Annotated in this window: 24 protein-coding genes; 11 read left to right on the top strand and 13 right to left on the bottom strand. The window is 59.4% G+C overall.

Annotated elements, in window-relative coordinates:
* Positions 1-76: 76 nt before the first annotated feature.
* Positions 77-1,024, top strand: coding sequence for an ABC transporter permease (locus tag ACI3K0_RS05530; RefSeq protein WP_404945103.1), 948 nt, complete (start codon positions 77-79; stop codon positions 1,022-1,024).
* On the top strand, positions 1,024-1,848 hold the full coding sequence (locus ACI3K0_RS05525; RefSeq protein ID WP_404945102.1) for an ABC transporter permease: 825 nt from the start codon (positions 1,024-1,026) through the stop codon (positions 1,846-1,848). Before ACI3K0_RS05530 ends, ACI3K0_RS05525 begins: the two co-directional genes overlap by 1 nt.
* Positions 1,849-1,961: 113 nt before the next feature.
* Here ACI3K0_RS05525 and ACI3K0_RS05520 read toward each other — a convergent pair whose 3' ends face one another.
* Complete coding sequence (locus tag ACI3K0_RS05520; RefSeq protein WP_404945101.1) at positions 1,962-2,165, bottom strand: hypothetical protein; 204 nt, start codon at positions 2,163-2,165, stop codon at positions 1,962-1,964.
* Between the two features lie 13 nt (positions 2,166-2,178).
* Here ACI3K0_RS05520 and ACI3K0_RS05515 point away from each other — a divergent pair, with 13 nt between their 5' ends.
* Together ACI3K0_RS05515 and ACI3K0_RS05510 are read left to right on the top strand one after the other, a co-directional pair.
* Positions 2,179-2,523 carry a DUF883 C-terminal domain-containing protein gene (locus tag ACI3K0_RS05515; protein ID WP_206823882.1) on the top strand — a complete coding sequence of 115 codons (345 nt, stop codon included), beginning with the start codon at positions 2,179-2,181 and terminating at the stop codon, positions 2,521-2,523.
* A gap of 6 nt (positions 2,524-2,529) precedes the next feature.
* Positions 2,530-2,979 (top strand): hypothetical protein, encoded by a 450-nt coding sequence (locus tag ACI3K0_RS05510; protein WP_404945100.1) that lies wholly within the window; start codon positions 2,530-2,532, stop codon positions 2,977-2,979.
* A gap of 328 nt (positions 2,980-3,307) precedes the next feature.
* On the opposite strand, the gene ACI3K0_RS05505 is transcribed toward ACI3K0_RS05510, so the two are convergent.
* Complete coding sequence (locus ACI3K0_RS05505) at positions 3,308-3,889, bottom strand: RNA polymerase sigma factor (RefSeq protein WP_148143172.1); 582 nt, start codon at positions 3,887-3,889, stop codon at positions 3,308-3,310.
* Positions 3,886-4,080 carry a NepR family anti-sigma factor gene (locus ACI3K0_RS05500; RefSeq protein WP_148143174.1) on the bottom strand — a complete coding sequence of 65 codons (195 nt, stop codon included), beginning with the start codon at positions 4,078-4,080 and terminating at the stop codon, positions 3,886-3,888. Before ACI3K0_RS05500 ends, ACI3K0_RS05505 begins: the two co-directional genes overlap by 4 nt.
* A 165-nt stretch (positions 4,081-4,245) precedes the next feature.
* Here ACI3K0_RS05500 and ACI3K0_RS05495 point away from each other — a divergent pair, with 165 nt between their 5' ends.
* Complete coding sequence (locus ACI3K0_RS05495) at positions 4,246-5,040, top strand: response regulator (RefSeq protein WP_148143644.1); 795 nt, start codon at positions 4,246-4,248, stop codon at positions 5,038-5,040.
* 382 nt (positions 5,041-5,422) lie between these two features.
* The gene (locus tag ACI3K0_RS05490) at positions 5,423-6,364 is read left to right on the top strand and encodes a sensor histidine kinase (RefSeq protein ID WP_404945099.1); all 942 of its coding nucleotides are present in this window, start codon (positions 5,423-5,425) and stop codon (positions 6,362-6,364) included.
* Positions 6,365-6,768: 404 nt separating this feature from the next.
* On the opposite strand, the gene ACI3K0_RS05485 is transcribed toward ACI3K0_RS05490, so the two are convergent.
* The 3 genes from ACI3K0_RS05485 to ACI3K0_RS05475 form a co-directional block, all read right to left on the bottom strand.
* Positions 6,769-7,695 (bottom strand): ABC transporter permease, encoded by a 927-nt coding sequence (locus ACI3K0_RS05485; RefSeq protein ID WP_148143178.1) that lies wholly within the window; start codon positions 7,693-7,695, stop codon positions 6,769-6,771.
* On the bottom strand, positions 7,688-8,698 hold the full coding sequence (locus ACI3K0_RS05480; RefSeq protein ID WP_183820973.1) for an ABC transporter permease: 1,011 nt from the start codon (positions 8,696-8,698) through the stop codon (positions 7,688-7,690). Before ACI3K0_RS05480 ends, ACI3K0_RS05485 begins: the two co-directional genes overlap by 8 nt.
* A 177-nt stretch (positions 8,699-8,875) precedes the next feature.
* Positions 8,876-10,585 carry a peptide ABC transporter substrate-binding protein gene (locus ACI3K0_RS05475; protein WP_206823338.1) on the bottom strand — a complete coding sequence of 570 codons (1,710 nt, stop codon included), beginning with the start codon at positions 10,583-10,585 and terminating at the stop codon, positions 8,876-8,878.
* 325 nt (positions 10,586-10,910) lie between these two features.
* Here ACI3K0_RS05475 and ACI3K0_RS05470 point away from each other — a divergent pair, with 325 nt between their 5' ends.
* Positions 10,911-12,074: a M20 aminoacylase family protein gene (locus tag ACI3K0_RS05470; RefSeq protein WP_404945098.1), complete on the top strand. Its 1,164-nt coding sequence runs from the start codon at positions 10,911-10,913 to the stop codon at positions 12,072-12,074.
* 36 nt (positions 12,075-12,110) lie between these two features.
* Entirely contained in the window at positions 12,111-13,958 is a 1,848-nt protein-coding gene (locus ACI3K0_RS05465) for an ABC transporter ATP-binding protein (protein WP_404945097.1), read from the top strand.
* 16 nt (positions 13,959-13,974) lie between these two features.
* On the opposite strand, the gene ACI3K0_RS05460 is transcribed toward ACI3K0_RS05465, so the two are convergent.
* The 4 genes from ACI3K0_RS05460 to ACI3K0_RS05445 all read right to left on the bottom strand — a co-directional run bounded on the left by ACI3K0_RS05460 (position 13,975) and on the right by ACI3K0_RS05445 (position 16,502).
* Positions 13,975-14,574 (bottom strand): dual specificity protein phosphatase family protein, encoded by a 600-nt coding sequence (locus ACI3K0_RS05460; RefSeq protein WP_148143187.1) that lies wholly within the window; start codon positions 14,572-14,574, stop codon positions 13,975-13,977.
* 98 nt (positions 14,575-14,672) lie between these two features.
* On the bottom strand, positions 14,673-14,918 hold the full coding sequence (locus ACI3K0_RS05455; RefSeq protein ID WP_404945096.1) for a PilZ domain-containing protein: 246 nt from the start codon (positions 14,916-14,918) through the stop codon (positions 14,673-14,675).
* Positions 14,919-15,054: 136 nt separating this feature from the next.
* Positions 15,055-15,936, bottom strand: coding sequence for a methylated-DNA--[protein]-cysteine S-methyltransferase (locus ACI3K0_RS05450; protein WP_404945095.1), 882 nt, complete (start codon positions 15,934-15,936; stop codon positions 15,055-15,057).
* 68 nt (positions 15,937-16,004) lie between these two features.
* The gene (locus ACI3K0_RS05445; RefSeq protein WP_148143192.1) at positions 16,005-16,502 is read right to left on the bottom strand and encodes a DUF2244 domain-containing protein; all 498 of its coding nucleotides are present in this window, start codon (positions 16,500-16,502) and stop codon (positions 16,005-16,007) included.
* 21 nt (positions 16,503-16,523) lie between these two features.
* Between ACI3K0_RS05445 and nth the strand changes: the two genes are divergently transcribed.
* Positions 16,524-17,315 carry an endonuclease III gene (gene nth / locus ACI3K0_RS05440; protein ID WP_404945094.1) on the top strand — a complete coding sequence of 264 codons (792 nt, stop codon included), beginning with the start codon at positions 16,524-16,526 and terminating at the stop codon, positions 17,313-17,315.
* Here the strand turns inward: nth and ACI3K0_RS05435 are convergent.
* Complete coding sequence (locus tag ACI3K0_RS05435) at positions 17,293-17,871, bottom strand: TetR/AcrR family transcriptional regulator (protein WP_404945093.1); 579 nt, start codon at positions 17,869-17,871, stop codon at positions 17,293-17,295. The genes nth and ACI3K0_RS05435 overlap by 23 nt on opposite strands.
* A 90-nt stretch (positions 17,872-17,961) precedes the next feature.
* On the opposite strand from ACI3K0_RS05435, the gene ACI3K0_RS05430 reads away from it, so the two are divergent.
* Positions 17,962-18,387 (top strand): VOC family protein, encoded by a 426-nt coding sequence (locus ACI3K0_RS05430; RefSeq protein WP_404945092.1) that lies wholly within the window; start codon positions 17,962-17,964, stop codon positions 18,385-18,387.
* Here ACI3K0_RS05430 and ACI3K0_RS05425 read toward each other — a convergent pair.
* Positions 18,384-19,097: a sulfate transporter family protein gene (locus ACI3K0_RS05425; RefSeq protein ID WP_404945091.1), complete on the bottom strand. Its 714-nt coding sequence runs from the start codon at positions 19,095-19,097 to the stop codon at positions 18,384-18,386. The two genes, ACI3K0_RS05430 and ACI3K0_RS05425, sit on opposite strands and share 4 nt — an antisense overlap.
* 409 nt (positions 19,098-19,506) lie before the next feature.
* On the opposite strand from ACI3K0_RS05425, the gene ACI3K0_RS05420 reads away from it, so the two are divergent.
* Complete coding sequence (locus ACI3K0_RS05420) at positions 19,507-21,603, top strand: methyl-accepting chemotaxis protein (RefSeq protein ID WP_404945090.1); 2,097 nt, start codon at positions 19,507-19,509, stop codon at positions 21,601-21,603.
* Positions 21,604-21,681: 78 nt separating this feature from the next.
* Here the strand turns inward: ACI3K0_RS05420 and ACI3K0_RS05415 are convergent, their stop codons facing one another.
* Positions 21,682-22,611 carry a LysR family transcriptional regulator gene (locus ACI3K0_RS05415; RefSeq protein WP_404945089.1) on the bottom strand — a complete coding sequence of 310 codons (930 nt, stop codon included), beginning with the start codon at positions 22,609-22,611 and terminating at the stop codon, positions 21,682-21,684.
* Positions 22,612-22,625 lie beyond the last annotated feature (14 nt).

Below are 22,625 nucleotides of genomic sequence, written 5' to 3'. Positions count from 1 at the left end.
GGGGAGGGTTGGGAGGGGTCCTATTTCCACATGCGGCTGCTCTGCCCTTGTGGTTGAGATCGGGAGCATATGGCTCATGATCTCCATCCTCATCCGTCGCATTGTCAGCCTGATCGTCACGCTGCTCGTCGTCTCGCTATTGATCTTCACCGTTATGAACCTTCTGCCGGGTGATCCGGCGGCGATCATGCTCGGGACTTCGGCGACGCCGGAGACGCTTTCGGCGCTCAGGGCACAGATGGGGCTGGATGAACCGCTCGTCGTTCGATATCTCGCCTGGCTTGCCGGTGTTCTGCAGGGGGATCTCGGGCAGTCCTATACGTATGGCGTGCCGGTTGCGGGGCTGATTGTCGAGCGGTTGACGGTGACGCTGCCTTTAGCCCTGATGGCAGTGGTGATGTCGGTTGCGATTGCGGTGCCGCTCGGCGTGGCGGCGGCGCGGCGGCATAATGGATTGTTCGATTATCTTGCTGGCGCCTTTTCCTATATTTCCATCGCGGTGCCGGCCTTCTGGGTGGGGTTGCTGCTGATCATTGCGTTTTCGACCAAGCTCGGCTGGATGCCGGCCGGCGGGTTTCCGGGCTGGGATGCGGGGCTTGGGGTGGGACTTGCCGCATTGCTGATGCCGGCCATTGCGCTGGCGCTGCCGCAGGCAGGTGTGCTGACGCGGGTGGCGCGCAGCGCGGTGCTGGACGTGATGGGCGAGGATTTCGTTCGCACCGCCCGAGCCAAGGGCTTGAGCGACAAGGCGGCTGTCTGGCAGCATGCGCTGCCGAATGCACTGATCCCGGTCGTGACCATGATCGGGTTGCAGTTCACTTTCCTGATTGCAGGCGCGGTGCTGGTGGAAAACGTTTTTAACCTGCCGGGCCTGGGGCGGCTGGCACTGCAGGCTCTGTCGCAACGCGATATCATCGTGATGCAGGATGTGGTGCTGTTCTTTTCCGCGCTCGTGATCGTGATGAATTTCCTCGTCGATCTCGCATATCTGGTGATCGACCCGAGACTGCGGGTGGCGACGTGATGGCCGGGATCTTTCGTCGTCCCGTGCTGCTGATCGGGCTTGTCGTGACGCTGGCGCTTGTCGGCGTGGCGCTTCTTTCGCTCGTCTGGACGCCGTCCTTGCCGTCGAAGATGAATATTGTGCAGCGGTTGAAGCCGCCGCTCGGGCCGGGCGGTTTGCTAGGCACGGATCAGTTCGGCCGCGACGTCGCCTCGATGCTGATGGTAGGGGCGTGGAATTCGCTCTCGACCTCGTTCCTGGCCGTTGCGATCGGTGCGACGGTCGGGTCTGCGGTCGGTGTTATCGTGGCGATGCGGCGCGGGTGGCTGGAGCTGATCGTGATGCGCGGCTGCGACATCATCTTTGCGGTACCGCCCATTCTGTCGGCGATGATGCTCGGCGCCTTTCTCGGCTCGGGCCGGTTTACGGCGATCATTGCGATCGCGGTGTTCATGGTGCCGGTCTTTGCGCGGCTGACATTGGCCGGGGCGAAACAGATCTGGGCGCGGGATTATGTGACGGCGGCGGTCGGGATCGGCCGGTCGAAGGCGAAGATCACGCTCGTGCATATCCTGCCGAATATTTCCAACCAGATCATCGTACAGGTGACGATACAGCTCGGTCTGGCAATTTTGACAGAGGCCGGGCTCTCGTTTCTGGGGCTCGGCATGCCGCCGCCGGCGCCGACCTGGGGGCGGATGCTCGCAGACAGCCAGACGTTTTTCGGCCAGGCGCCGTGGCTTGCCATCCTGCCGGGCATGGCAATCGCGGTTGCCGTTCTAGGCCTGAACATGCTCGGAGACGGGCTACGCGACATGCTCGATCCGAAAACCAACGCGGGCTGAGACTTTCTCAGTTTTTGCCGTTCATGATTGGAACAAACCCACACCTCTGACGTTGTTCGCGTGCAGTCATTGGCATGCAGGTTTTGTCTTGCCTTGAACCATGGGTAGGGGAGTTATCGATTGAACGACGTTGCAGAAAAGCCAAAGGCGACGAGATCGCGTAGAAAGCTATCCGCCCAGCCGGCTGAGGCATCCGCCACCGTGACTTCGTCCAAGGCCGCGCCGAGGCGTGCGGCTAATGCTCCCGAAAAGGCGACAGCAAATCGTGCCTCGCGCAAAGCCAAAGCATTGCCTGCAGCCAAAACGAACGTGATCAAACAGGAGACCGTCATGCCAGCATCGACCTCGACGACGACGACCGAATTTCCGCGCACCGGTTCTGCAGCTTCGACCAAGGATATCGAACTGCAGCTGGAGCAGCTGCGTGAAGATATCGCGGCGCTGGCAAAGACAGTTGCAGCTGTCGGCAACGAAAAGGCTTCTGAGATGAAGAGCAAGGCGAAGCGTGCCGCAGCCGACGCGAGTGACGCGTCCTACCAGATCGCCGAGGCCGCAAAGAACCAGGCGTTGACCTGGGAGCGTGATCTCGAAGGCCAGATCCGTGCCAATCCGATCCAGTCGGTTGCGATTGCGGCCGGCGTCGGTTTCCTGTTTGCGCTCCTCTCGCGCCGCTGATCCTCGATGCTGACAGCACTGGGGCCGCTGATCGCATCCTTCATCGCAATGGATGTGGCAGCGATGAAACGAAAGATCAGGCGCAACGCGATCCTTTACGGGATCGCGGCTGCGTTTTTGTGGACTGCCTACGGTTTGCTCGTGGCTGCACTCGCCATTCATCTCGGTGAACGATGGGGGCTTGCTGTTGCGATGCTGGTCATTGCTGGCGGCATGATCGTCATGGCACTGTTCATCATTGCCATCGTGATGATGCTCAACGCTGCCGAAGAGCGGCGCAAGAGGCGTGAGGCGGCTGCCAACAGTCAGCGGGCTCTTGCAATGACCGCGGCTGTTTCGGCGTTGCCGTTTCTGATGAAGTCGAAACCGTTGATGCTGCTTGCCGTTGCGGGGGGCCTTGGTTTTCTTGCGACGAAGGGTGGCGGGTCGAGGCAGGGGCCACCGCCGTCGGAGTAAGGTTTTCGCAGGGTTTGTGAAATGAAAGGCCGCTCGGAAATTTCGGGCGGCCTTTTGTTTTGGGTGATGGTTTCGGCAGGGGGGAGTTTGCGGCTTGCCTGGAGTTTACCCGCTTGCCCCTCATCCTAACCCTCTCCCCGCTTGCGGAGTGAGGGTGATATGCAGCGTTCGAGAGCGGTGGAGAAGCTTTGCTACTTATGTCCTTCTCCCCGTCTGCGGGGAGAAGGTTTCGGCAGGCGGATCAGGTGCAATTGTCGCCGCAAGAAGGCCGGTAGAAAAAGAAAAGGCCGCTCGGGGCGGCCTTTCTTAGATACTTGGTGGCAGGCTTTTAGCTGCCGAACGCTCTTGCAGTGATTGCGGCATCACCCGCATCCGGGCCGTAGTCGCTTTCGCCGGAAACGCCGAGCAGTTCCTGCAGACGGGTGCGGGCGCGCGAGACGCGGCTCTTGATCGTGCCGACGGCGCAGCCGCAGATTTCAGCGGCTTCCTCATAGGCAAAACCGGCAGCGCCAACGAGCACGATTGCTTCGCGCTGGTCTTCCGGAAGCTTGTCGAGCGCCTGGCGGAAGTCCTGAAGGTCGAGACGGCCATATTGTTCGGGATGAACGGAAAAACGTTCGGAAAACAGCCCGTCACTGTCCTGCACTTCGCGGCCACGCTTGCGCATCTGGCTGTAGAACTCATTGCGAAGGATGGTGAACAGCCACGCACGCATGTTGGTGCCTGCCGTGAAGCTCTTCTGGTTCGCCCAGGCCTTCATGATCGTATCCTGAACGAGGTCGTCCGCCTTGTCGTGGCGACCGGTCAGGGACACGGCAAAGGCACGCAGGTTGGGTAGCGACGCGAGCAGGTCTCGCTTGAAGACGCGGTCATCCGCATCTGCCTTGGTGGATTCAGCCTGTGCGCTCATTTTGCATCCACCGCCTTGGCGTTTGTTTTTTGAGCGTTTTCAGCAGCTTCCAACCGTTCGAGGAGATCGAGAAAGCGATCCGGAATGCCTTCTTCCTGCACGGCATCATAAAACTCCTTCAACTTCCGCGAGATGGAAGCATTCGGAGCTATGGTTCCTGGCTTGATTTGTGAGGTTTCGGCTGTGGTCATATCATGATTTTTTCTGATCTCGTCACTCATAACGCGGGCGCCTGCTATCAAATTGTCGGGTGGAAAATGCCCGAGTTTAAAAAAAGTTCCGTCTTGCGGAACTTATTTTGCATCGCCACGTTAAACTCAAGTCAATTGCCCAACAGGGTCCAGGGGAGAATTTGCATGTCACTCACCACGCGCGTTGCGTCACACCTTCCTTACCTGCGTCGGTATGCCCGAGCGGTAACCGGATCGCAGACGTCAGGAGACGCTTATGTGGCCGCCGTTCTTGAAGCGCTGATCGCCGATGTTTCCATCTTTCCGGAAAGCTCAAAGGATCGCGTTTCGCTTTATAAACTATTCGTCGCGATTTTTGGTTCCACATCCATAGAGATCAGGCCGATCGAATCCCCGTTCGCGTGGGAACAGCGTGCGGCTGTCAATCTATCGAACATTCCTTCCCAGGCACGTCATGCTTTCCTGCTGATTTCCGTCGAGGGCTTTACGCCTGAGGAAGCTGCAGAGGTGCTGGATGTCAGTGTAGCTGAAGTCAACAAGCTGCTCGACGAAGCATCCCGCGAAATCTCGCGACAGGTGGCGACCGATATCATGATCATCGAGGACGAGCCGCTGATCGCGCTCGACATCGAACAGATGGTCCAGGATCTCGGCCACCGCGTGACAGGAATTGCCCGCACCCACAAAGAGGCGGTGTCGCTGTTCCAGTCGTCGCAGCCGAAGATGGTGCTTGCCGATATCCAGCTGGCCGATGGCAGTTCTGGCATCGACGCGGTCAACGAGATTCTCAAGACGTCCAGCGTGCCGGTCATTTTCATCACGGCCTTCCCAGAACGGCTGCTGACCGGCGAACGGCCTGAGCCTGCCTTCCTCGTTACCAAGCCGTTCAATCCGGATATGGTGAAAGCATTGATCAGCCAGGCGCTGTTCTTCAACGAGGCGGTGAAGGCGGCTGCGTGAGCGGCTCGATCTTTTGATCTTTATGCTTCAGGAACAAAATTATCAGGATAGTGTTGTGGCAAGTCGGCTCACGCGGCATGGCACCCCTTGTTTTAGTTGTCCTGTGCCTATTCTTAATGATGGTCTGACATTGCAGGTTCCGGTGCTTTAGGCACCGGACCAGCGCGTACGAAGTAAAGGCACCTGTCCGTCTTCATCACGCGAAGCATTTGGACATGTTCGATTGCCGTGGCAGCCGGGCGGTCCTAAGAGAGAAACACGAGCATCTGGCGCTGCCATTGGGGCGTTACAGGATGAAGCGGTAGATGGAGTGGCAAGATTGGCGCATCCGCTGACATGGCAGCACGCTGGTCAGAGTGATGACAAGCTGCGGGAATTTTTCATGCCCGCGCTCATCGACCTTGGCGCGAGTATCATTATTCAGAACAAGGCGCTGGACTATCTCTACTTCGCCAATTTACCCGAGGTATGGGCTCCTGAAGATATTCTGAGCCCTTCGGATGCTGCGCTCTTCGGTGATGAAGTTGCAGCAAAGCTGCTCATCCTAAAACAAGGCATGGCGGAAAGCGGCAAAAAAGGGCACATCGAGGTTACTGTCGGTTCCGACCAGATCTTCGAATTTCGCGTTCAGGCAGTAGAGTTCCAATCCGGTGGGCTGCATCTCGTTACGACGATCATCGATCGTTCGGAAGAACGGCATCGCGAGAGGCTGTTGCGCGCGTTGTTGCGCGAGGTGAGCCATCGCTCGAAGAACCTGCTCGCGATCATCCAGAGTATCGCGCTGCAAACAGCGCGTTATTCGGGCTCGCTCGATCTTTTTCTCCATAAGTTCCGGGGTCGGCTTTATTCGCTTTCGCAAAGCCAGGACCTGATCACCGATTCCAGCTGGCGTGGCGCCTATCTGTTCGATCTGGTGCGACAACAGACGGAGAAATATATGCCGGATAACCGGCATATGGTGAAAATCTCTGGCGACAATGTGCTGCTTTCGCCCAATGCCTCGCTGCATCTGGGGCTGGCGCTGCATGAGCTGGTCGTCAATGCCGTGAGCCACGGTTCGATGTTGCGCAACGGAAAGCCGATCGACATCACTTCGACGCGGGTGAATGCCGACGGACATGATTACCTTGAGCTAAACTGGGAAGAGATGTTGAGCGGCTCCAGCGATCGGGATGCCACGGAGGAAGGGCTGAAGGCTCATTTCGGCAGCACGGTTCTGGAACGTGTCGTGCCAGCTTCCGTCAACGGCAAGGCTCAATATGTGATCTCCAGTCAGGGCATCAGCTACAAGCTGCGTTTTCCGCTTGATCACGGCGGCGAGTGACGCCGGGCCAATTTCAAGAATTCTTCCGGGAGTAATCAAACGGGAGCATCGCCCAGAGCGCGTCGCAATCTTTCAGATTCGCTTGCCGCGCTTTAGCTCTTTGTTTTTAAGCATGTCTCCCAAAACCGGTGACCATTTTCGGAATACATGCTGTAGGCGAAGGCATGTCGCCAAAACAGATCCGGCTCGGTTTCCTTGGGAAACCGAGCCGGCTCGTCTCTTCGAGGGGGATTGAAGAGTTTGTCCGAAAGCTTTTGTAGGGCGGGGGACGGGGGGTCGCCTTCGGACACTCGAATAACGGACGACGAAAAAGAAGGTTCCAATTTTTTCACGAAAAATTCTGCATCTTCATAACAGCCAACGGCGGCTTGCGCCGCCGTTGGCTGTTTGAGGCATCGACTTTCTCAACGCTTGACGGCGCGGGGATCCAGCGCGTCGCGGATCGCGTCGCCCATGTAGTTGACGCTCAGAACCGTCAGGGAGATGGCAAGGCCCGGCCAGAGCACGCGCGAGGGCGTTAGCTGCAGAAAGTTCGCGCCATCGAACAGCAGCCGGCCCCAGGTCGGAAAGTCCGATGGGAAGCCGAGGCCAAGGAAGGAGAGCGACGATTCCGTGATGATGGCCGAGGCGATTCCGAGGGTTGCCGAGACCATGATCGAGGAGAGCACGTTCGGGAGAATGTGCCTCAGCACGATGCGGTATTCACGCATGCCGCTCGATTTTGCCGCCAGAACGAACTCCTGGCTTTTGACGGCAAGAACGTCGCCGCGGACGATGCGGGCGGTATGCATCCAGCTGGTAATGCCGATGACCACCACGATCAGGATGAAGATGCCGGTCTCGGGGCCGAAGGCAGCGCGCAGCGTATCGCGGAACAGAAGCAGGATGACGAGCAGCAGCGGCAAGAGCGGCAGCGCCAGGAAAAGGTCGGTCAGGCGCATCAGCGGGCCGTCGAGGCGGCGGAAATAACCCGACAGGACGCCGACCAGCGTGCCGAGGAAGAGTGCAAGCAGCATGGCGGTGATACCGACTGCGAGCGAGATGCGCCCTCCGGCCAGAACTTGTGCCAGCATGTCCTTGCCGAGATTGTCGGTGCCGAAGGGATGCGCCAACGACGGCCACTGGTTCTTGTCGCGGATATTGATCTGGTTTGGCGCGACGCGGTGGATGTAGGGGCCGACATAGACGGCGAGCACGATGAAGGTGAAGACGACGAGACCGGCAACGCCGCCCTTGTGGGCGCGAAACTGTTTCCACATGTCGGCGAATGCCGAGCGGGCCGGAGTGGAGGCTGTCACCGGTGCAGACGAGGTCACGGTTGCGTCAGTCATAACGGATCCTCGGGTCAAGAATGCCGTAAAGCACGTCGGCAATCAGGTTGAAGAGGACGATCAGCACCGCGAAAATGAAGGTGAGCGTCTGCACGAGCGGGATATCCGCGCCCTGAACGGCGGTTATCAGCAACTGGCCCAGCCCGTTCACACGAAAAATCTGTTCGGTAATGATGGCACCGGAAAAGATGGTCGGCACGCCGAGGGCAATGACGGTGACGACCGGAATGAGGCTGTTGCGCAGTACATGGACGAGCAGCACGGCCTTTTCCTTCACGCCCTTGGCGCGGGCGGTGCGGACATAATCCTGATGCAGGTTGTCGAGCATCGAGGCGCGAACGAAACGGGCGATCTGCGAGGCGTTATAGAGCGACAGAACGGCGACCGGCAGAACCATCTGCTTTACCTGCGCAACGAAGCTGGAAAAGTCCGTGACCCGCAGGTTGGTATCGTAGACCGAAGGAAACCACTGCAGATAGGAAGAGAAAATGACCACCAGCAGCACGCCGGTGAAGAAGGTCGGGACCGAATAACCGACCATCGAGATGAAGGTGCCGACCTGGTCGAAGATCGAATACTGCTTGTAGGCCGAAATGACACCGATCGGAATGGCGATCAGGATGCCGAAGACATAAGCGAGGCCAACGACCCAGAGCGTCTGAGGCAGGCGCTGGACGATGAGATCGACGACCGGGCTGCGTGTTGCCCAGGAAAGCACCCGCATGCGTTCGCCATCGCCAAACTGCCAGCCGGTGAGACTTTCAATTATGTTGAGCGGCTCGTTGATGAAAAACTGATGCAGCCAGGCCAGATAACGGAAGAAGAAGGGTTGATCGAGACCCAGCGAGGCGCGGATCTGCTCGCGCACTTCCGGCGGGATCGTCAGCGGCAGGTCGCCGGTCGGATCGTTCGGGGCCAGATCAAGAAGCGCGAAAATGACGAAGCTGATCACCAGCAAGGTCGGTATTGCGAAGAACAATCGTCGCAATGTGAATGTGAACATCTGGAATTTTCTCCGGCTGCACATCCTTAGGCCATGGCTGCGGGCGACCGACTGCATGGGCTATGGGGCGCAGAATTATGTATGCTGGCAAACCTGCCCCGCCGGAGGGCAGGGCGGGCTTTGATCTTCTCGCAGAAGGACAAAGCCGGGCGGATTTCAGCTCACCCGGCCTTGCAATTACTTCTTGCGATACCAGTCAGCGACGTTCCAGAGCTGGCTGTCCCACGAATTCATCCTGACGCCATCCAGCGAAACGGCGAAAGCGGAGAGGTCGCCGCGGTGAACGAGCGGGATATGAGCGCCTTCTTCCGTCAGCATGTCGTTCAGCTGCTTGGCAAGCTCGGCGCGCTTTTCCGGGTCTGCGGTCTTGGAGAGGACGCCGACCATCTTGTCATATTCCGGGTTGCAATAACGCGGGATGTTCTGACCCTGCCAGCCGTTGGACGGGCCGGGCATCTGGTTGCACAGCCATTCCGCCAGATATTTTTCCGGGTCGGTACCGTCGAAGTTGTTCGTGTACATCTCGACGTCGGCATAGAATTTCTGGAACGTATCCGGGCTTGCCGGGTCACCGCCGAAGAAGACCGATGCGGAGGCGTTGCGCAGTTCCGCACCGACACCGATTTCGGCCCACATGGACTTGACCAGTTCCTGGGTCGCCTGGCGGACCGAGTTGGTCGAGGTGGAATAGAGGAAGTTAAGTTTGACGCCTTCCTTGGCGCGGATGCCGTCCGAACCCTTTACCCAGCCTGCATCATCGAGCAGCTTGTTGGCGGCTTCGAGGTCCTGCTTCAGGCACCAGCTGTCATTCTTGGTCGAAGCGACAGCTTCCGGTGCCGGAACGATATTGCAGGTGGCCTTGCCGGCAGCGCCGTAACCGGCCTCAACGATGATATCGCGGTCAATGGCGAGCGAGAGGGCACGGCGCACTGCCGGGTCCTTCAAGGCCGGATGCGGACCTGCTTCCGTGGTGGAGCGCTTATCGCCAAGAGCCGGATCGGGGTTCGTCCAGTTGAGATTGATGCGCTCGACATTCGTGCCGAAGGCCGATTCAAGCCGGCCTTTACCAGCGGCCAGCATCGTCTGCAGCACTTCCGGCTCGACCATGGTGTTCCAGGCATAGTCATATTCGCCGGTTTCCAGCACGGCACGGGCGGCCGATGCAGCATCGCCACCACCCTTGAGGGTGACCGAAGCAAAGGCGGGCTTGGCCGGATCCCGGTAATTCGGATTGGCCTTGAAGGTGATCACGTCGTTCGGCTTGAAGTCGGCGACGACGAAGGCGCCGGTGCCGATCGGGCCGAAATTGGCAGCGGTGCAGCCGGGCGCCTTGGCGCCGACGCAATCGGCGAACTGCTTGGCCTGGATGATCGGCGACTGAGAGCCGACAAAGGCGGAATAGGGGTAGGGTTTCGGTTCGGTGAAGGTGACCTTGACGGTGTGCGGGTCTATGGCTTCGACGTCCTTGACGCCTTCATACTGTGCCTTCTGGGCGCAGCCGCCGTCCGGCGCCGTGCAGTATTTCCAGGTGAAGATCACGTCTTCTGCAGTGAAGGGAGAGCCGTCCGACCATTTGACGTCAGGCTTCAGCTTCCAGGTCAGGCTCAGCAGATCCTTGGCCAGGCCGCCGTTTTCCAAAGTCGGAATTTCGGTTGCCAGATAAGCGACCAGCTTTCCGTTTTCGTCGGTACGGGCCAGAGGTTCGATGACCATCGAAGACGCGAAGACTTCTTTCGTGCCGCCGGACAGGAACGGGTTCATGGTGGAGACGGCCTGCCAGAACAGGATCTTCAGGTCACCATCCGTGCCGCGCTCGGCATGTGCCGTGGCACTTGAAAGCGCCATGGCGGCAACCGTGCCGGCCAACAGAAGTTTCAATCTATGCATGCTGCTGTTCCCCTTTGTGGTTCTCTTTACGAGTTTTGGTGATTGGTGGCGGGCGGTTCCGGTCGGGGCTCCCTGGTTGCGGCTTTTTAGCCTGTCAACCTTCCCGACGGGTGCCAATGCTGCTGCCCGAAAGCTTTGTGTTCAGTCTATTTATGACACGTCCATTCCTTCACGTCTGGCGTGTTTGACCAAATTTTGAGCCATCAAAGCACAAGCCTATTTTTCGTTCAAGAGCGAAAATTGAAGCTTGCAAAAGCTTGCATAAGCGTCGCAATATCCGCTTCAACCCGCATGGGAACTTGAGAAAAATCAACGAGGTGCCGGAATGCCAGTGATCAATCGCGTAGCCGAGATGCAGGAACAGGTCGCCGAATGGCGTCGCCATCTGCACCAGAATCCGGAGCTGCTTTACGACGTTCACGAGACATCACGCTTTGTTGCGGAGAAGCTTAACTCCTTCGGGTGCGACGTGGTCGAAACCGGCATCGGCAAGACCGGTGTCGTCGGCATCATCAAGGGTAAACACGGTGATGGACCGGTGATCGGGTTCCGCGCCGACATGGATGCGCTGCCGATCTTTGAGACCTCTGGCAAGCCGTGGGCATCGAAGACGCCGGGCAAGGCACATTCATGCGGCCATGACGGCCACACGGCCATGCTTCTCGGGGCTGCCCAGTATCTGGCCGAGACGCGCAACTTCAAGGGATCTGTTGCGGTGATCTTCCAGCCGGCCGAAGAGGGCGGTGCTGGAGCGCTGGCGATGATTGAAGACGGTTTCATCGACAAGTTCGGCATCAACGAAGTCTACGGCATGCATAACGAGCCGCGGCTTGCCGTCGGCAATTTCGCCATCCGCAAGGGCGGCATCATGGCGGCGGCCGACGTGTTCGAGATCACCGTCAACGGTCGCGGCAGCCACGCCGCACAGCCGCATAACTCGATCGATCCGGTGCTTGCCGCATCGCATATCGTGATTGCGCTGCAGTCGATCGTCTCACGCGAGACCGACCCGTTGAAGTCGCTGGTCGTCACCGTTGCGGCGATCCATGGCGGGGAAGCCAACAACGTCATTCCCGATACGGTGAAGCTTGTCGGCACGGTGCGCACGCTTCTGCCGGAAACACGCGACTTTGCCCAGACGCGCCTGACAGCCGTTGCCGAGACGACGGCGATTGCGCATGGGGCGACTGCCGAAGTCGTCTATCGTCGCGGATATCCGGTGACTTTCAATCACGAGGCGGAGACCGAATTCGCCATCGACATTGCCGGCAAGGTGGCCGGGCCGAAGGCAGTGAACGGCAACGTCAACCCGCATATGGGCGCCGAGGATTTCTCCTACATGCTGGAACAGCGTCCCGGCGCGTTCATCTTCATCGGCAATGGCGATACGGCCAGCCTGCACAATGCGGCCTATGACTTCAACGACGAGGCGATCCCCTATGGTGTGAGCTATTGGGTGACGCTGGCGGAAACCGCGCTCGCGGCCTGATCCGGGCAAGATCATCGAGATAAAAAGGGGAACCCGATGCTGCTTTCCGGAAATGATATGGAACATGGGGGCGGTTCCGTCGCTCCGGTTCTCTCCGTTCGAAACCTGTCGACCTCGTTTCGCGTCGGCGACGAGTGGAAGACCGTGGTGCGCAACATCTCGTTCGATGTCGCACCGCGGGAAACGGTGGCGATCGTCGGGGAATCGGGTTCCGGCAAGTCCGTCACCTCGCTGTCGATCATGCGATTGCTGCCGAAAAAGACGAGCCGGATCGAGGGACAGGTGTTTCTGCAGGGCAAGGAGCTGGTTTCCCTGCCCGAGGAACAGATGCGCCGGGTGCGCGGCAACGATATCTCGATGATCTTCCAGGAGCCGATGACGTCGCTCAATCCGATCTTTCCGATCGGAAAGCAGATCGCCGAGGCGTTGACGGTTCATACGGATATTTCCAAGGCGGAGGCGAAAGCCGAAGTTTTGCGGCTTCTGGAAAAGGTCCGGATTCCGAACGCCAAGGGCCGGTTCGACGAATATCCGCACCAGTTTTCCGGCGGCATGCGCCAGCGCGTGATGATCGCCATGGCGCTGGCATCGAAACCCAAGCTGCTGATCGCCGACGAGCCGACGACGGCGCTCGACGTGACGATCCAGGGGCAGATCCTCGACCTGATCAAGCAGTTGCAGGACGAGGAGGGCATGTCGGTTCTGTTCATCACCCATGACATGGGCGTGGTGGCGGAAGTGGCCGACCGGACGATCGTGATGTTCCGTGGCGACCAGGTGGAGACGGGTGCGACCGCCGATATCTTTCATCGCGGCAAGCATCCGTATACGCGGGCGCTGCTCTCTGCAGTGCCACGGCTGGGGTCGATGGGCGAGCGCAAACTGCCGCTGCGGTTTCCGATCATCGACGTCAAGACCGGCGAACAGCAGAAGCTCGCCGACGTCACCGACACGGTGGCGAAGGGAAAGACGCCGATCCTCGAAGTTCGTGACCTGACAACGCGTTTCGACATCCATTCAGGTCTGCTCGGTCGCAAAACCGGTGCCGTGCATGCAGTGGAAAACGTGTCTTTCAGCCTGCAGGAGGGCGAGACGCTGTCGCTTGTCGGAGAATCCGGTTGCGGAAAGTCGACGACCGGTCGTTCGGTAACGCGGTTAATCAACCCGACAAGCGGCAATGTCGTGCTTGATGGCTACGAAGTGATGAAGCTCGATCAGCCTTCGCTTCGCCGCATGCGCCGGTCGGTTCAGATGATCTTTCAGGATCCGTTCGCATCGCTCAATCCGCGTATGAGCATCGGCTCTGCGGTGATGGAGCCGTTTGTCGAGCATGCCCTCGGCACGAAGGCCCAGGCGCGTGACAAGGCGGCGGCACTGCTTGAAAAGGTCGGATTGTCAGCTGACATGATGAAGCGTTTTCCGCACGAGTTTTCCGGCGGCCAGCGGCAGCGTATCGCGATTGCGCGTGCGCTGATGCTCGATCCGAAAGTGATTGTCGCGGACGAGGCAGTATCGGCGCTCGACGTCTCGATCAAAGCGCAGGCGTGCAATCTGCTGCTCGACCTGCAGCAGAGCCTGAAGCTCGCCTATCTGTTCATTTCCCACGACATGGCTGTGGTTGAGCGAGTGAGCCACCGGGTGGCGGTGATGTATCTCGGCGAGATCGTCGAGATAGGGCCGCGGGCTGCTGTGTTCGAAAACCCGCAGCATCCTTATACGAAAAAGCTGATGTCGGCGGTTCCCGTGCCGGACCCTGCACGCCGGTCGATCAAGCGCAACATGGCGACCGACGAGATCAAGAGCCCCGTGCGCTCGGTGGATTATGTGCCGCCGGTGCGGCAATACCGTGAGGTCTCCGAGGGGCATATCGTGCAGGTGGCATAAAAGGAACGATGTCTTTTCAGATGGGGGCCGTGAACGGTTCCCGGGAAAGGCCGTAGTGGCGCTCCAGCATTTCCCATGTCCTGTCCATGGCATAGGCTTTTGAGACGAGCGGCAGGCCGACATGGCCGAAATAAAGCGACAGTTGCTGTTCCGCCTTTTCGGTGGGGACGCCGGCTATCTGATGGCTGTAGATAACGGATACGAGGCCTGTGCGGTCGGCACCTGCCTGGCAGTGGATCAGGATCGGTTTCGGCGCATCTTTCAGCAAGGCGACGAGCTGGTCCGCCTGTTCTGCTGTGAGCTCTCTGGAGGACACCATGCGGAAGTCGATATGCTTTATTCCAAGCCGCTGCGTTGTCGCCACTTCATCGGTGTACCATGCGGCGTTTTTGGAGGGGCCGCGCAGGTTAACGATGGTGCGGATACCGTAATTGCGCGCATATTCCTCGATCTGGCCGGCTGTCGGTTGGGCTGACCGGTAGAGTTCACCGGCGATGACGGTGTGGAAGTTGCCGGAAAGCTGAAGGAAGCCCAGATAGGCGCCGATGCTGAGCGCCGCGATACCAATGGCTGCCGCTCCGTTGCGAAGCCACTTCCGCTTGAATGTAACTGCCATTCGCCGATCCACCTTGCTGAACAGGACAGATTTCATCTGTCGTTGTCCGGTGGCATCTGCCTTTAAGCTGACTGTCACCTGAAGACGGGACTTCGATGTCAGTTGGTGCGGAACTCGACGCCGATTGCGTTGATGCGGCGCCAGCGGACGTCACATTCGAACTGGCGTCCATCGGAAAGCTGGAGTGTGAAGTTCTCAGGGACGGACATGGCGCTTTCGGTCCGGATCATCGCGCCGCCTTCCGACATTTCCTTGACGATTCCGTCAAAAGCCGAACGATGATCGTTGAACAGGATTTTTGCGCCGAGGAAGGCCCTCGATCGCGGAAATTTACGTTCTTGCACCCGGCTGGATCTCCAAGGTTCGATTGGAAATCCTGTAGCGTTCCGAGCCAATGTCGGAAAACCCCGCAAAAAACCCCGTAACTTCTTCGGGTAGATTGGCAGATGAGGTTTCTGATAGCCGTTCAGAATCGGGGCATTACGCTCCGCCCGTTTCCCAGCCGAGCATGGCGCGCTTGCGGGTGAGGCCCCAATGATAGCCGGTCAGGGCGCCATTCTTCGCCACTGCGCGATGGCAGGGGACGACGAAGGAGATCGGGTTGGCGCCGACGGCTGCTCCGACCGCCCGGCTTGCGGACGGCTGGCCGATATCGTTGGCGACATCCGAATAGGTGACGGCCTTGCCGTAAGGGATCTTCAGCAGGCTCTGCCAGACGCGCATCTGGAAGTCGGTACCGATCAGTACGACCCGCAGGGGGCGGTCGCATAGCCATTTCGAGCGGTCGAAAACGCGGCCGACATAGGGTTCGGTTGCGGCCTTGTCCTCTACATAGGTTGCGTTTGGCCAACGGCGGGTCATGTCGTCCAGCGCCTCCTGCTCGCCGCCCTGATCGGCAAAGGCGAGGCCGGAGAGGCCGCGATCGGTGGCCATGACGAGCGCCAGACCGAATGGGGAGGGGTGAAAGCCGTAGCGGATCGTCAGGCCACCACCCTTGGCCTTCCATTCGCCGGGCGACATCGCCTCATGGGTGACGAAGAGATCATGCAGGCGGCCGGGGCCGGAAAGGCCAACCTCATAGGAGGTTTCCAGAAGCGGCAAGCCTTCGGTGCCGAGCAGGCGCTTGGCATGGTCGATCGTCACCGCCTGCAGAAAGGCTTTCGGAGACAGGCCGGCCCAGCGGGTGAAAAGCTTCTGCAGCTGGGTCGGCGACTGGCCGATCTCGGCAGCGATAGTCTCCAGCGATGGCTGGTCGCGGTAATCGAGGGTGATCATCTCGATCACCCGGCGCACGGTCTCGTAATCAGAGCCTTCCGGCGTCACGTCGATCGCGGGCGTTGAAAACTGAGCGAGAGCATTCATGGTCTGTCTCCTTTCGCTCATATTTGCATTCTCCGCTTCATCGATACCACCCGTTTCTTGCGGCTTTCTCACAGGCGGCGGGTTACGGTTGCGAGCGCATTGCGGAAGGCGTTGGCAAAGCTCTCCCGGTCATCCGGATTGAGAAAGGAGCCGACATCCGTCGCCCGACCCTCGCCGCTGACGAACATGGAGGTGATGCCGAATTCCTCGTGCCGGTTGATGCGGAAACGCGCCCAGAAGGGATTGAAACGATGCTCGATCATCCTGCCTGTCGGGGAGAATTTGCGGATCAGGATATGGGTTTGCGATACGCTGACTTCCTCGCGCTGGCGGCCTGAACGGTAGCTCATCTTCAGCGCGAAATAGAGAAGCAGGAAATCCGCCCCGAGAAACAGGCCGATCGGCCAGGCGCCGGTTACGGTGAAGAAGATGCCGTAAAAGGCGCAGACGGCGCCGGAGAGCGCAAGCACCAGCTTGAATCCCGTTCGCCCCAGCGACCGGTAGGGTGTGAGTTCGGCGGCAAAGACAGGCCGCTCCTCCACTATGTGCGCGTTGCTTTCCGTCATGGGGCGTGACTATACAGGCTGATGGCCATTTCCAAATCCCGATCCAGCACCGCTTCCTTGCAAAAGTCAAATCGGACGCCTGCAAAGACGGGTGCGACGAAGACGAAACGCTTCAAATCCGCCTATTCGAAGGACGAGATGGTGGAGATCTTTCGCCGCTTCTCGATCCAGCGGCCGGAGCCAAAGGGCGAGCTCGAGCATGTGAACCCGTTCACGCTTGTAGTTGCGGTGGCGCTATCGGCGCAGGCGACCGATGCCGGGGTCAACAAGGCGACGCGGGCGCTGTTTAAAATCGCCGATACCCCGGAAAAGATGCTGGCGCTCGGTGAAGAGGGCGTGATTTCCCATATCAAGACGATCGGGCTTTATCGCAACAAGGCGAAGAACGTCATCGCGCTCTGTCGCATGCTGATCGACGAATTCGGCAGCCAAGTGCCAAAGACGCGTGAGGAGCTGGTACGGCTGCCGGGTGTCGGGCGCAAGACCGCCAATGTGGTGATGTCGATGGCCTTCGGCATTCCGACGCTTGCTGTCGATACGCATGTCTTCCGTATCGGTAATCGCTGCCTGATGGCACCTGGAAAGACACCGGATGAGGTGGAGGAGCAGTTTCTCAAGGTCATTCCGGAACAATATCTCTTCCATGCCCATCACTGGCTGATCCTGCATGGGCGCTATACCTGCAAGGCACGCAAGCCGGAATGCGAGCATTGCGTCATCGCCGATCTCTGTCGCTCGCCGGAAAAGACGTTCGACATACCGGCACCGCTGGCGGAACTGCCGCCTCAGATCATCGGCGGCGCTGCGCAGTGAGGCTGTCCAACAGGGCCGCGATTGCAGCTTCGTAATCGGCGCGCTTTCCGCCGCAATCGATCGCGATTGCGGCTTTCTCAAAGGCCGACGAAATCAGCGATGTCAGCGGGTCGAGAAGCTTGAGGTTTTCCGAGCCTGCAAGCAGATGCGAGAGGCCGACTTTCAGGCCCTCTTCGGCCGGGTCTTCTCCTTCACCGCTATCGATCGCATGCTGCGCCGGGGCTTCTTTCAAGAGCAGCCGTGTGCGGCCCGGCACTGCCATCGCATCGAAATAGGCGGATGCACCCTGCAACAGCGCCTCGCCTGCCGACGAGGCATCCACCGAGCGGGCGTCGATATCGGCTGCTACATCCTTGGCTTCGCGTTCGATCACGGCCCAGAACAGCGCCTTTTTGTCTGCAAAGTGATGGTAGAGCGCGCCGCGCGTGACCTCAGCTGCGGCGACGATGTCCGGGGTTGCCGTTTCGGCATAGCCCTTTTCGACGAACAAGGTCCGTGCGGCATCCAGAAGGGCGGTGCGGGTGGCATCGGTGCGTTCGCGGTTGCTGCGCGGCATGCGACTATCCTCCATTTACATACAGACAGAATGTATTTATAAGAAAACATACAGGCTGAATGTATCTTGGATTTCAACGGAGGAAAAGAGATGAAAGCAGTCAGCTATTATCCCGTCATCATGACCAAGGACGTCACAGGGACGGCGGCGTTCTATATCCGGCATTTCGGCTTCGAAGCGCTGTTTACCGCCGACTGGTATGTTCACCTGCAATCGAAGGAGAGCGAGCATGTGACGCTCGCCATTCTCGACGGCAGCCATGACACGATCCCGGAAGGTGCGCGCGGCCAAGTGTCAGGCCTGTTGCTGAATTTCGAAGTCGAAGATGTCGATGCTGTCTATGAACGGCTGAAGGCGGCGGGGCTGCCGATAAGGCTGGATCTCCGCGACGAGGATTTCGGCCAGCGGCATTTCATTACCGCCGATCCGAATGGGGTGCTGGTCGATATCATCAAGCCGATCCCGCCGATTGGGGAATTCGCCGCGCAGTATGATGTGTCGGCACTTCCGGGCTAGATTTTGAAGCCTGGATCACGCTTGGCCAATGCCTTGTGCAAATGCACCATCAGTCCGGCGGCAAAGAGCGGAGTCAAAAGGTTGACGAACGGGATCGCCAGGAAACCGGCGATCAGCATGCCGGCAAGCAGAACCGTGGAAGCGTGTTTTGCGCGGAATGCGCGGGCCTCTTCCGGTGAGCGAAAACGCATGGCGGCAAATTCAAAGAATTCGCGGCCAAGCAGGTAGCCGTTGACCATGAAGAAGGCGATCAGGTTGACGCCCGGAATGAAGAGGAGAAGAAGCGCGATAAAGTTGAAGACGATGACGACGCCCAGGAACTTTATCGAACCGGCAATCGCCTGACCGAGCGGCAGTTCCTTGCCGGGTGGATCATTCGGGTAATCGCGTTTTTCAACGACGGCTGCGACATCATCGAGAAACAGGCCGGCGATCAGCGCGGTGATCGGGGCGATCAGAAGCGCCAATCCGAGCGCTAGGCCGATGCTGGCGGCAATCGCTGCAATCAGCGTCAGCCAGCCGGTCCATTCCGGCATTGTCGGCAGAAAGGCTGCAAACCACGGCCAGACGTAATAGGCGAAAGTCTCCCTGAGCGCGAACCACAGGCCGACGAGGATGAGCAGGGTGAGCCCCAGCATCTTCCAGAAGGCGGAGCGGGTTTCCGAGGCGAAAAGGTTGACGAGCGCAAGGCGAGCGGCGTCGAGGATCATGAATGGTCTCCGGCGGTTGGCCGGTCAGATGTAGGTGGCGATGCGTGGCGCGACAAGCAGTCCTGCGGCATGACGTCATGGTTGTCTTAAAACATGTGGGGATAGATCGCTTATCCAAGTAAAAGTATGACTAAATGCGGAGTTTGTACCGTCTATTCTTGCGGGCATTCGTAGTTTTGAGCAATTTTGCGATGTATGCTCTTTCGTTGCAATCTTCGCGAGCGCTTTATGGGTTATCCATTTTTAATCAAAGTTTAGATTTCTGTTTTATTCGTGCCGATGCTTGCGGTTTCGGCCGCGTCACGGTCGCATGATGCGTCCCGCCTTCGCCTCGCGGCATGTCTCCCCCATTCAGAACCATGCCAACGATCAGCCGGGTCCACCGGCGTTCATCAGAGGAACACCCCGTTTGACCAAAAGATCAAACCTCATGACGCGCATCCTGCTTGCCGCGTCGCTGCTTGTCGCGGCTGCCTTCGGCGCCTTTTCGATCTACATCGATAGCCTCCAGCGCGATGGCGTTGCCCAGTCCGTTTCACACAACATAGAATCCACCGGCAAACAGGCATCGCAGAGCATTGCCAACTGGCTCAACGGCCGCTTCATGTTGACTGACTCCGTCGCCAAGGCCATGGAGAAGAGCACGGACGTCGCCTCACGCTCTGCCATCCTGCAGAACGAGGTCCTTGCCGACCAGTTCGTCTCCACCTATTTCGGCGGTGAAGCCGATGGCGAGATGACGCAGTGGCCGAACCTGCCCTTGCCGGCCGGTTATGACCCGCGCCAGCGCGGCTGGTACAAGCAGACGGTTGCCGCAAAGGCAGCGGTGCTGACCGAACCTTATGTTTCCGCATCCGACAAAAAGCTGATGATCACGGCCGCCGTTCCGGTGAACAAGGATGGCAAGTTTGTCGGCGTTGCCGCCAGCGATTTTTCGCTAGACACGCTGGTATCGGCGATCAAGTCGGTCGATGCTGGTCCTGGGGGCCATGCCTTCCTCGTCAACAAGGCAGGCAAGATCCTGATCCATCCCGACGCGGCCTTCGTCAATAAGACGCTTGCCGACCTCTTCCCGACGGATACGCCGAGCATCGGTTCGCAGGTTGCGGAAACCGCAATCGGCGACAAGGGCAAGCTGGTCAGCTTTGTGCCGGTCAGTGGTCTTCCGGGTGCCGACTGGAGCCTCGGTTTCGTTGTCGACAAGGACAATGCCTATGCGGCGACGCGCGAATTCCGCCTCGCTGCCGCGATTGCGACGCTGCTTGCCGTTGTCGCCATGATGGTTTTCCTGGCGACATTGCTTAGCCGGATCGTTATCTCGCCGGTGACCGCGATGACGGCTGCCATGGAAAAGCTTGCGAGCGGTAATCTCGACACGACCATTCCCGGCCAGGACCGCCGCGACCAGATCGGCTCCATGGCCGCAGCCGTCGCCGTGTTCCGCACGAATGCGATCGAGCGCCTGCGCCTCGAAGGGGATGCACAGGAGACGCGTACGCTTTCTGAGCGTGAGCGCGGCGAACGCGAGCGGGTTGCCGCCCGCAACGCAGCGGATGTGCGCTTTGCCGTGGATGAACTGGCGAAGGGCCTGTCGCATCTTTCCGATGGCGACCTACAATACCGCATCAATTCGCCTTTCGTGGCCGAACTCGACCGATTGCGCGAAGACTTCAACACCTCGATCGGCAAGCTGAACAGCGCGCTGACTAGGGTGGGCGACAATGCTCGTAATATCGATGCCGGCGCTTCCGAGATCCGCCATGCGGCCGACGATCTGGCCCGACGTACGGAGCAGCAGGCCGCCTCTGTCGAGGAGACCGCTGCGGCGCTTGAAGAGATCACCACGACGGTGCGTGACAGTGCCCATCGCGCCGAGGAAGTCGGCCGCCTCGTCAACCGCACCCGCTCGAATGCCGAGAATTCCGGCGGCATCGTGCGTGAAGCGGTGCGCACCATGGAAGACATCGAACGGTCGTCTTCGGAGATCTCCAAGATCATCGGCGTCATCGACGAGATCGCCTTCCAGACCAACCTGCTTGCACTGAATGCTGGTGTCGAGGCAGCGCGTGCCGGTGAAGCGGGCAAGGGCTTTGCCGTCGTCGCGCAGGAAGTGCGCGAACTGGCGCAGCGTTCCGCCCAGGCCGCCAAGGAGATCAAGGAACTGATCAACGCATCCGGCAATCTGGTTCAGCAGGGCGTGATGCGGGTTGGCGAGACAGGCACCAGGCTGGAGGCCATCGTTGCCGAAGTGCAGGAGATCAACGGCCACATCCAGGCGATCGTAACGGCAACCCGCGAGCAGTCGACGGGCCTGAACGAGATCAACACCGCCGTCAACACGATGGACCAGGGCACGCAGCAGAACGCGGCGATGGTCGAGGAACAGACGGCCGCCAGCCATGGCCTTGCAGCCGAAGCGACGGCTCTGAAGACCCTGCTTTCGCAGTTCCGTCTTGGTGGGGTGGCCACTTCGAGCGAGCGCGGAAGCTATAGCCGCGCTGCCTGAGCGGCAGCAGTTTCATCCGTAAACATGAATGAGGCGGCCCATCGGTCGCCTCATTTGCTTTGATGGCCATACGCGATGTCACGCAGCGGGCAGGCGGTTGCGAAATCGCGGGTCATCCAGTGCATCTTTCGGAAAATTCGCAGCCAGGTGATCGATGAATTTCCGAACCGCCGGCGGCAGGCCGCGACGGGTGGTGAAGACCAGATGCACGATGCCGGTAATGCCGCGCCAGGCGGGCAGGATGCGGACAAGCGTTCCATCTTCCAGCGCCTGGCGGCAGGTGTGGTCGGGCAGGATGGCGACGCCGAGACCCGCAATTGCGGCGGCGCGGACTGCGGAAAAATCGGCGCAGCCCATGCGCGGGGCGTGGCGGAAAATGTGCTTTCTGCCGTCCTCGGTTTCCAAATGCCATTCCAGTTCGCTTGCATCGTCGCTCGTTGCCAGTGTCGGCAATGAGGCGAGCTGTTCGATATCGGCGATCCGGCTGGCGAGTTGCGGGCTTGCGACGAGGATGCGGACGGACTGGCCGAGCGAACGCATGGTCAGCGAGGCGTCGCTGTCGATCGTGGTGCGGACGCGCAGTGCGATATCGATCCGTTCCTCGATGAGATCGACCGGCCGGTCGAGTGCCACGAGCTGCAGCTGGACCTTCGGGTGACGGTCGAGGAATGTGTTGACCAGGCCTGATATCGGTTCGACCAGGCCGGTCGGGCAACTGAAGCGGACGAGGCCTTCCGGTTCCGATTTTGCTTCCGCCACCAGCGCCTGTGCAAGCTCCGCCTCGGCAAGCATCGCCTTGCAGCGCTGATAAAAGACCTGCCCGACATCCGTTACCCGAAAGCGGCGGCTCGATCGTTCGATCAGGCGCACGCCAAGCCGTGTCTCCAGTCCTGCCACGCGGCGGCTGAGCTTGGATTTCGGTTCGCGCAGCGCGCGCCCCGCGGGAGCGAAGCCGCCATGGGTTACCACTTCGGCGAAATAGACGAGGTCATTCAGATCAAGCCGCATTATCGTTCTCCAAA

Origin of the sequence: Rhizobium sp. ZW T2_16 (genome assembly GCF_044987325.1) — a bacterium.
In the GTDB taxonomy this organism is placed as follows: domain Bacteria; phylum Pseudomonadota; class Alphaproteobacteria; order Rhizobiales; family Rhizobiaceae; genus Neorhizobium; species Neorhizobium cellulosilyticum.
The sequence above is the reverse complement of the archived record's forward strand: the minus strand, read 5'-3'. Positions and strand labels throughout refer to the sequence as shown.